We start from the raw sequence: 9,336 nt of genomic DNA, 5'->3' as shown, positions 1-9,336 counted from the left end.
CTCTGGTCACCGCAAAATAGTATGAGGTCGGGGGCGCGGGCGCGTTACCGGCGTCCGCCGGCGGCGCGGGCCGGCGCGGCGCCCCAGCCGCGGCGCGTATCCTCGTCGAACAGCTCGGCCAGCTTCTCCATCATGGTGCCACCCAACTGTTCGGCATCGATGATCGTGACGGCCCGGCGGTAATAACGGGTGACGTCATGGCCGATGCCGATGGCGACCAGTTCGACGGGGCTGCGGGTCTCGATCCATTCGATGACGCTGCGCAGATGCTTTTCCAGGTAGGAGCCGCTGTTGACCGACAGCGTGCTGTCATCCACGGGGGCGCCGTCGCTGATCACCATCAGGATGCGGCGCTGTTCGGAACGGCCCAGCAGGCGGTTATGCGCCCACATCAGGGCCTCGCCGTCGATATTCTCCTTCAGGATGCCTTCGCGCAGCATCAGGCCCAGATTGCGGCGCACGCGGCGCCAGGGGGCGTCGGCCCCCTTATAGATGATGTGGCGCAGGTCGTTCAGGCGCCCCGGTGCCGGCGGCTTGCCGGCGGCGATCCAGTTTTCCCGCGATTGCCCGCCCTTCCAGGCGCGCGTCGTGAAGCCCAGGATCTCCACCTTCACGCCACAGCGTTCCAGCGTGCGTGACAGGATGTCGGCGCTCATGGCCGCGATGGAGATGGGCCGCCCACGCATCGATCCGGAATTGTCGATCAGCAACGTGACGACGGTATCACGGAAATCGGTCTCGTTCTCGCGCTTGAACGACAGGGGCATGGTGGGGTTGATGACGACACGGGCCAGCCGCGCCGCATCCAGCATCCCCTCCTCCAGGTCGAACTCCCAGGACCGGGTCTGCTTGGCCAGCAGGCGGCGCTGCAGGCGGTTGGCCAGCTTGGAGATCACGCCCTGCAGGTTCTGCAATTGCTGGTCCAGCATCAGGCGCAGGCGCGTCAGCTCGTCGGCGTCGCACAGGTCGGCGGCGTCCACCACCTCGTCGAAGGCGGTGGTATAGGGCTTGTAGGCCCCGGCGTCGGGCTCGTTTCGGCCGCGTTCGGCCCGCGGCCTGGTGCCGGGGGGACCCGGTTCCTCCGATCCCTCGCCCTCGCCCAACTCGCCTTCGGCCTGCTCCCCCTCCTCCCCGGCGCCCGCCTCCTCCGACCGGCGCTGCTGCTCCTGGTCCTGCATGTCCTGGGACTGATCCTCGCCGGACTGCTGCTGCCCGCCCTGGCCGTCCATCTCCTTGTCGTCGTCGCCGCCGCTGTCGGGGTTGTCCGGTGCGTCGTCCTGCTCCCCGTCCTGGCTGTCGGGCTCGGCCCCCACATCCATATCCATATCGGACAGCAGACGGCGCACGGCCCTTGCATAGGCGTCCTGGTTCTCCATCACGGCGGCCAGCCCGTCCAGCCCGTGGCCCAGCTTCTCCGCCACCTTGCCGCGCCAAAGATCGATGGCGGTCCGCGCGCTTTCCGGCGGCCTTGCGCCGGTCATCGCCTCGCGCGCCAGAAGGCGCAGCACATCGGGAACGGGCACCTGTTCGGGATCGTTGAGCCGGTCGAAGCCCAGGCGGCGATATTTCTCCTCCAGCGCGGCGGCAAGGTTGCCGGCCACGCCGGCCATCTGCGTGGCGCCGATGGCTTCCACCCGGGCCTGTTCCAGCGCATCGAAGGACAGGCGGGCCTGTTCGCTGACAGGCATGCGGTTGGCATGCACGGCCGCATCATGGTGGCGCAGGCGCAGGGCCGCGGCATCGGCGGAACCCCGGACATTGGCCACCTCGCGGGGGTTCAGGTCGCGCGGCGGCAGGGGCACGCGCACACGCGCACCGGCCAGCCCCGGCGGCTCCGACGAGAAACCAACCACCAGATCCTTGCGGTCGGCCATGGCCCGCAGGGTTGCGGTGGTCGCGCGCTTGAAGGTCTCGACGGGGGATTCCTGGGTCATGGGTCCGCTTCGATGCTGGTCTGCTGCCGATGGCGGCCATGCCGCCGGCACAAACAATAACGGATGGGCAGCTTCCCGCCCATCCGTTTCACCCGGTCGCCCCATCAACCCGGTACTGCGCCGATCAGCGGTCAGTTGCCCGACTGGATTCGCTCATTCAAGGCCTCGTTCTGGACGCGCTGCGTGTCCTCACGCTGCTGGCGGACGAATTCGGCCCATTCCGTGCGGGTCTTGCATACTTTCTTGGCACCCACGCGCGTACCCGTCGGGTTGTCGGTGCGGCAGATCAGCTTGCCGTCATCCGGCTTCACCTCTTCTGTCTTGCCCGTCGGCTTGTCCTGCGCCATCACCGGCCCGGACAGCAGCGGAAGGGCGGTCAACATGGCCGCCGCGACCGCCAAAAAGCGCTTCGTCATCCTCGCATTCTCCCAAAGTCCGAAATTTCAGCCCCGTGGGTGACGGTAACGGAAATCGGGGAAGCGGACAATTGGCTGTTTTCCAGGCAATCGCGCGGAAAAAAGGGGGTAGAAGGGGGAAACCGGCCCCAGCCGGCACGGGCCGAACATCGGGGTCCCCCGCGGCCGACCGGTACCCGGGCACCGGCCGGCCCTCCGGCCGGCATCCGGTGCTGCCCCGCGCAGACCCCCTGCGTCAGACCAGCGTGCCCTTGAAGGCGCCCGTCGGCAGTTCCTGGCCGAAACAGCGCTGGTAATATTCGGCCACCGTCGCGCGTTCCACCTCGTCGCACTTGTTGAGGAAGGAGACACGGAAGGCGAACCCGACATCACCGCCGAAAATGGCCGCGTTCTGAGCCCAGGTGATGACGGTGCGCGGGCTCATCACCGTGGAAATGTCGCCGGCGATGAAGCCGCTGCGCGTCATTTCCGCGAGGCGCACCATGGCGGCGACGGTGCCGCGCTGCGCGTCATTGTCGTAATCCGGCACCTTGGCCAGGATGATCCGCACCTCGTCGGCATGCGGCAGATAATTCAGGGTCGCCACGATGTTCCAGCGGTCCATCTGGCCCTGGTTGATCTGCTGGGTGCCGTGATAAAGGCCCGTCGTATCGCCCAGGCCCACGGTGTTGGCCGTGGCGAACAGACGGAAGGCGGGGTGCGGGCGGATGACCTTGTTCTGGTCCAGCAGGGTCAGCTTGCCTTCCACCTCCAGCACGCGCTGGATCACGAACATCACGTCGGGCCGGCCGGCGTCATATTCATCGAACACCACGGCGCAGGGGTGCTGAAGCGCCCAGGGCAGGATGCCCTCGCGGTATTCCGTCACCTGCTTGCCGTCGCGCAGCACGATGGCATCCTTGCCGATCAGGTCGATACGGCTGATGTGGCTGTCCAGGTTGACGCGGATGCAGGGCCAGTTGAGGCGGGCGGCAACCTGTTCGATATGGGTCGACTTGCCCGTGCCGTGATAGCCCTGGATCATGACGCGGCGGTTGTAGGCGAAGCCGGCCAGGATGGCCATCGTCGTCTCGCGGTCGAAGCGATAGGCCTTGTCCCGTTCCGGCACATGCTCGGTGGCGACCGAGAAGGCGGGAACGCGCATGTCGCTGTCGATACCGAAAACCTCGCGCACGGACACCGTGATGTCGGGCAGTTCGGGATGGGTGGCCGTGCTGTTGGATACCATGTCAGAAGCCATTCTTCACGTTTCGATCGGATGCCGGTTCAAGGGGATCGGGGGGGCTATTGCGCGCCGCCGCCATGGGCGGCCTTCAGCGTGTTATAGGCCAGGTTGATGGATTTCAGCTTTTCCTCCGCCTCTTTGGCGCCGCCATTGGCATCGGGGTGATGCAGCTTGGCAAGCTGGCGGTACCGCGCCTTGATGGTGGCGAAATCGGCATCGGGCCCCAGGTCCAGGACGGCCAGCGCCTCTTCCTCCGGGGTGCGCGGCCGGTGGCGCGGGGGACGGCGGGCTTCCCCCTCCTCCCCCGACCATTCGGCGCCGAAGGCGAAGCCGCCATTGAAGACCTTGTCGCGCATGTTGCGTTCGCGCGTGCGCCAGTCGCCCATGGGCCAGGTCGGTCGCTGCCAGGTCGTATCCTGCCGGACATGGCTCTCGATCTCCGTCTGGCTCATGCCGGCGTAATAGTCCCAGGACTTGTTGTATTCGCGCACATGCCCCAGGCAGAACCAGAAATATTCGTTCAGCCGGTTGCGCCCCTTGGGGGCACGGTGCTCGCCCGCCTCCAGACAACCGGGATGATCGCACGTCCGCACCTGCGTGCGTGACGCCTCCCGGAAATCGAAACTGAGGTCGGGCCTGTTCTTATGCATCGGCGAAGTATGGGGGGACGCCCCGCGCCTGACAAGCGAGACCCGACGAAAAGCCGATGCGCAGGAAGCGCTATTGTCAGGCGCGGCGCGTGTCGGCCAGGGCCACGGCCGCCAGGCCGGCGCCGATCAGGCCCAGCCCCGCTAGGTTGGTCAGGGTCAGGGGTTCCCCTAGCCAGAGCGCCGACACGACCAGCCCCACCACGGGCACCCCCAGCATGGCCAGCGAGGTGGTGATGGCCGGCAGGGCCCGGTTGACGGTGACCATGGCCCAGAAACAGAAGGCCGTGGCGATAGGACCGTTATAGACCAGCAGCACCACCAGATGCCCCGACCAGTCGATGCGCGACACATCCTCCAGCGCCAGGGCCACGGCCGTGGCCAGCAGGGCGGCCATGCCCATCTGCCAGGGGGCCAGGGTCAGGGGCGTGCCGATCCAGCGGTGGGCACGCACATGCACGATGTTCACCGCCCAGATCAGGGCCGCCAGCATCAGCAGCCCGTTGCCCAGCAGGACCGGCGGGGCGGCCCAGTCGAAGGCCGACGGGTTGAACAGCACCAGCACCCCGGCCAGCCCCACCAGCAGGCCCAGCGCCTTCAGCCAGCCGACCCTTTCCCCCAGGAAGACCAGGGCCAGCGGCACGACCCACAGCGGCGTGGTATAGGCCAGGATGCCGGCCCGGCCGGCCGGCACATGCTGCACCGCGACCGTGACCAGCAGCGTGAACACCGTCATCTGCATGAAGCCGACCGACAGCAGCAGCGGCAGGTCGCCCCGGTGCGGCACACGCAATTGCCGCGTGGCCGCCGCAAAGGCCAGCAGCGACAGCGCCCCCAGCAGCAGGCGGGAGGCGGCGAAGGTCAGCGGCGGCATATGGCCCACCACCTCCTTCATCACGGGCCAGTTGACGCCCCACAGCAGAATGACCAGCAGCAGCAGGACCAGCGCCGTGGACCGCGGGACCGGGCCCCCGCCCTGCCCGGCATCCCCGTCGGCTGCGGTCTTCGGCAGGCTGGTATCCGGCATGATGTTCCACTACCTCTTCAACCATGACGCCATGAAGGCCCCGCCGCGCGGGGCCGCACCCGAACCAGACGCCGAGGACCAGGATGACGACCTATGCGACCCGCATGCGGGACAAGCTGACACAGGCTCTAACCCCGCACAGCATGACCATCAAGGATGTCTCCCACCAGCATGCCGGCCATGCGGGTGCCGACCATCCGGGCGGGGAGACGCATTTCGATCTGGTGATCGTGTCGGACCGGTTCCAGGGCCTGTCGCGCGTGGCACGCCAGCGCCTGGTCTATGGCGCCGTCGCGGACGAGCTGGCCGAGCGCGTGCATGCCCTGTCCGTCCGGGCCCTGACACCGGCGGAAGCCGGGGCCGGCTGACCAGGGTGCTGCTATCCCTGCCGCGATCCTTGCCGCGACCCCTGCCGCGGTCGGTGCCGCGGTCGGTGCTGTGACCGAGCGTCGCAGGGTATTTTGCAGCGCAACATGACACTCTGATCCCTCAGACGAAGGCGCCCGGTCATCGGGGCCGGCGCCGAAGCGATGAGGGGACGGCCATGGCCCGCAGGTCCGCACCACCCTTGGCTATCCGCGGCGTGGAAGTCGCCGCGGAAATCGCCACCACCGGCCTTGTCATCGGGGAGACCCTGTGGGCGGCGCAGCAGACCATGTGTCTGCGCACCATCCGCCTGGCCGCCGCGGGCTGCGACCCGGCACGGCTGAAGGACCCCGAATTCACCACCATGGTCTGGGAAAAGATGGAAGCGGCGCTGGAGGCCCAGCGCGCGCTGACGGCCGGCATGTGGTCGCTTTGCGACATCTGGCTGGAATGGGCGGCCCAGCAGGCCATGGCCCAGGCCAAGGCCGGCATGTCCCTGGCGGCACCACCCGATCCCGTCCGCTATGGCGGGGCGGCCGGCAATTATGTGGAGACCAGCCTGAACGCCGCGGAGATCGCCTGTGGCCGCATGGCGCTGGAAGCCAGCCGCCTGGGCGGGCGCGGCATCGCCCCCTATCACCGTGCAACCAACCAGAACGCCCGGCGCCTTCTGGCGGGCGCCATGCGGAGGTGAAGGCCCGTCCGGGGCGGGCGCAAGCAGGGTTTCGATAAAAATCAATGCAGGGAGAGGGTATATGGGGCTTCTCACATACGGAAGGACAAAGCCTTTCAGCATGTTTCGTGGCATGATGTCGCGCAGGGACATGCCCGGAAATGAAGAGATGCCCGATACGATCCCGTCCGCCAATCCGCCCGGCACCACCGGCCCGGTCAAGCTGCACCCCGCCTCCGCCCGCCGGGGCGATGGCGTGCGCCATCCCGCCATCCCTGGCCGTGGCACCGTCACCAAGCGCCTGAACGCCCTGGTCGAACAGCATGATTGCAGCATCGACCGGCTGCGCCCGCCCGTGCTGGCCCTGCTGAAATCCGTGCTGGAGGAAGGGCGCGCCGCCATCCGGTCCCGGTTCGAGGCACGCCATCGCGGCGATGATTGCGTCCATCAGACGGCCAGGCTGACCGATGCCATCGTGCAGGCCCTGGCCGATTTCACGCTGGACCATGTCTATCCCACGGCCGAACTGACCAAGGGGGAACGGCTGGCCGTTGTAGCCATCGGCGGCTATGGCCGCGGGGAGATGGCGCCTTATTCCGATGTGGACCTGCTGTTCCTGCTGCCCTACAAGCGCACGCCGCGCGTGGAACAGGTGGTGGAGTACATGCTCTACCTGCTGTGGGACCTGGGCTGGAAGGTCGGGCATGCCGTGCGGTCGGTGGATGAATGCATCCGCCTGTCGCTGGAGGACATGACCATCCGCACCAGCCTGCTGGAAGCGCGGTTCCTGTGGGGGGAAGCGGTGCTGTTCAAGGAACTGCGCCAGCGCTTCGCCAGGGATGTGGTGGCCGCCACGGGAAGCGTCACCGCCTTCATCGAAGCCAAGATGGGGGAACGCAACGACCGCCACCGCAAGATGGGCGACAGCCGCTATGTGCTGGAACCCAACATCAAGGAGGGCAAGGGCGGCCTGCGCGACCTGCAGACCCTGTTCTGGATCGCCAAATACGCCTATCAGGTGGATGAGGTGGAGGGGCTGGTCGCCAAGGGCGTGCTTTTGGCAGAGGAAGCACAGCGCTTCGCCAAGGCGGAGTCCTTCCTGTGGGCCGCCCGCTGCCAGTTGCATTACCTGACGGGCCGGCAGGAAGACCGCCTGACCTTCGACATGCAGGCCGAGATGGCCCGCCGCCTGGGCTATACCGAGCATGCCGGCAGCAATGCCGTGGAACGGTTCATGAAGCATTACTTCATGACCGCCAAGGATGTCGGCGACCTGACCCGCATCTTCTGCGCCAACCTGGAGCAGGAGAACAAGCGCGTGCCGCGCTTCGCCTTCCTGCGCCGCGCCTTCGTGCGCGCCGATTTCGAGGGGTTCACCCTGGATGCCGGCCGCCTGAACGTGAAGTCCGACCGGCATTTCAAGGATCATCCCGTCGACATGATCCGCCTGTTCCATGTGGCGCAGGAAAACGAGCTGGACATCCATCCCAACGCCCTGCGGGCCATCACCCGCGCCCTGTCCAGCATCGGCACGAAGCTGCGGGAGGACAGGGAGGCCAACCGCCTGTTCCTGGAGATCCTGTCGTCGCGCAAGGACCCGGAAGTGGCGCTGCGCCGCATGAACGAGGCCGGCGTGCTGGGCCGGTTCGTGCCGGATTTCGGCCGCATCGTCGGCATGATGCAGTTCGACATGTACCATCATTTCACGGTGGACGAGCATACGCTGTTCGCCGTGGGCATCCTGCACCAGATCGAGCAGGGGAACCTGACGGGCGAGGTGCCGCTGGCGTCGGAGGTGATCCACACCGTCAATTCCCGCCGCGCGCTCTATGTCGCCATGCTGGTGCATGACATCGCCAAGGGCCGCGGCGGCGATCATTCCATCCTGGGCGCCAAGGTGGCGGAGAAACTGTGCCCCCGCCTGGGGATGAGCGAGGAGGAGACGGAGACCGTCGTCTGGCTGGTGCGCTGGCACCTGGCCATGTCGGCCACCGCCTTCAAGCGCGACCTGGATGACGAGGTGACGATCGGCAAGTTCGTCGACCTGGTGCAGAGCCCGGAGCGCCTGAAGCTGCTGTTGTGCCTGACCGTGGCCGATATCCGGGCCGTGGGTCCCGGCCGCTGGAACGGCTGGAAAGCCACGCTGCTGCGCCAGCTTTTCCGCCGGAGCGAGGAACACATGTCCGGCACCGTCGGCACCGAGGGGCGTGACGCCCGCGTGGCGGCGGCACAGGCCAGCCTGCGCACCGCCCTGACCGACTGGTCGGCAGACGATATCGACGCGCATCTGGCCCGTGCCTATCCCGCCTATTGGCTGGGCTTCAACACCCAGACGCTGGCCCACCACGCCCGCCTGATGCGCGAGGCCGAACGGACGCGCGCGCCGCTGACCCTGGATACGCGCATCGATCGTGGCCGGACCATCACGGAGGTGACCGTCTATACGGCCGACCATCCGGGCCTGTTCTCCCGCCTGGCGGGGGCGCTGGCCCTGGCCGGGGCGGATATCGTCAATGCCCGCATCTTCACCATGACCAACGGCATGGCGCTGGACGTGTTCACGGTGCATGCGGCCGGTGGCGGCGCGTTCGACAGCGGGGACAAGCTGGCACGCCTGTCGGTGATGGTGGACAAGGTGCTGGCCGGCGAATTGCGGCTGGCCGATGAGCTGGCCCGGCGCCGGCCGCCACAGACGGCGCGGACCCGCGCCTTCAAGGTGGCGCCGCGCGTGCTTGTGGACAATACCGCCACAGGCAACCACACGGTGATCGAGGTGAACGGCCGCGACCGGCCGGGCCTGCTCTATCTGCTGACCCGGACATTGACCCAGGCCAACCTGCAGATCGCCTCGGCCAAGATCTCCACCTATGGCAATGTCGCCATCGACGTGTTCTATGTGAAGGATGTGTTCGGCCTGAAGATCACGCACGAGCGCAAGCTGGCCGATATCCGCGCCTCCCTGCTGGCCGCCCTGGCCGAGCCGGAAGGGGAACCAGAGCCCGTGAAGCTGGCCAAGCCCCGTAGCAGGAAGGCCGCCTGACCGGCCGG

8 protein-coding genes are annotated in these 9,336 nt (G+C 67.3%); 3 read left to right on the top strand and 5 right to left on the bottom strand.

Features of this window, described 5'->3' with window-relative positions:
• Positions 1-44 precede the first annotated feature (44 nt).
• From cobT to ACM9LZ_RS18540, 5 genes are all read right to left on the bottom strand, one after another.
• Complete coding sequence (gene cobT, locus ACM9LZ_RS18560; protein ID WP_416621003.1) at positions 45-1,934, bottom strand: cobaltochelatase subunit CobT; 1,890 nt, start codon at positions 1,932-1,934, stop codon at positions 45-47.
• A 131-nt stretch (positions 1,935-2,065) separates the two neighbouring features.
• A complete protein-coding gene (locus ACM9LZ_RS18555) occupies positions 2,066-2,350 on the bottom strand; it encodes a hypothetical protein (RefSeq protein ID WP_416621002.1) in 285 nt (94 codons plus the stop codon).
• 235 nt (positions 2,351-2,585) lie between these two features.
• A complete protein-coding gene (cobS, locus tag ACM9LZ_RS18550; RefSeq protein ID WP_416621001.1) occupies positions 2,586-3,590 on the bottom strand; it encodes a cobaltochelatase subunit CobS in 1,005 nt (334 codons plus the stop codon).
• Between the two features lie 44 nt (positions 3,591-3,634).
• On the bottom strand, positions 3,635-4,225 hold the full coding sequence (locus ACM9LZ_RS18545) for a J domain-containing protein (protein WP_416621000.1): 591 nt from the start codon (positions 4,223-4,225) through the stop codon (positions 3,635-3,637).
• Positions 4,226-4,301: 76 nt separating this feature from the next.
• A complete protein-coding gene (locus ACM9LZ_RS18540) occupies positions 4,302-5,249 on the bottom strand; it encodes a DMT family transporter (RefSeq protein ID WP_416620999.1) in 948 nt (315 codons plus the stop codon).
• 83 nt (positions 5,250-5,332) lie between these two features.
• On the opposite strand from ACM9LZ_RS18540, the gene ACM9LZ_RS18535 reads away from it, so the two are divergent.
• The 3 genes from ACM9LZ_RS18535 to ACM9LZ_RS18525 all read left to right on the top strand — a co-directional run bounded on the left by ACM9LZ_RS18535 (position 5,333) and on the right by ACM9LZ_RS18525 (position 9,328).
• Positions 5,333-5,617 (top strand): BolA family protein, encoded by a 285-nt coding sequence (locus ACM9LZ_RS18535; protein ID WP_416620998.1) that lies wholly within the window; start codon positions 5,333-5,335, stop codon positions 5,615-5,617.
• A gap of 176 nt (positions 5,618-5,793) precedes the next feature.
• Positions 5,794-6,309, top strand: coding sequence for a hypothetical protein (locus ACM9LZ_RS18530; protein ID WP_416620997.1), 516 nt, complete (start codon positions 5,794-5,796; stop codon positions 6,307-6,309).
• Between the two features lie 148 nt (positions 6,310-6,457).
• Positions 6,458-9,328 carry a [protein-PII] uridylyltransferase gene (locus ACM9LZ_RS18525; RefSeq protein WP_416620996.1) on the top strand — a complete coding sequence of 957 codons (2,871 nt, stop codon included), beginning with the start codon at positions 6,458-6,460 and terminating at the stop codon, positions 9,326-9,328.
• Positions 9,329-9,336: the final 8 nt, after the last annotated feature.

It is taken from the genome of Niveispirillum fermenti, from assembly GCF_048066175.1.
GTDB lineage: Bacteria > Pseudomonadota > Alphaproteobacteria > Azospirillales > Azospirillaceae > Niveispirillum > Niveispirillum fermenti.
The sequence above is the reverse complement of the archived record's forward strand: the minus strand, read 5'-3'. Positions and strand labels throughout refer to the sequence as shown.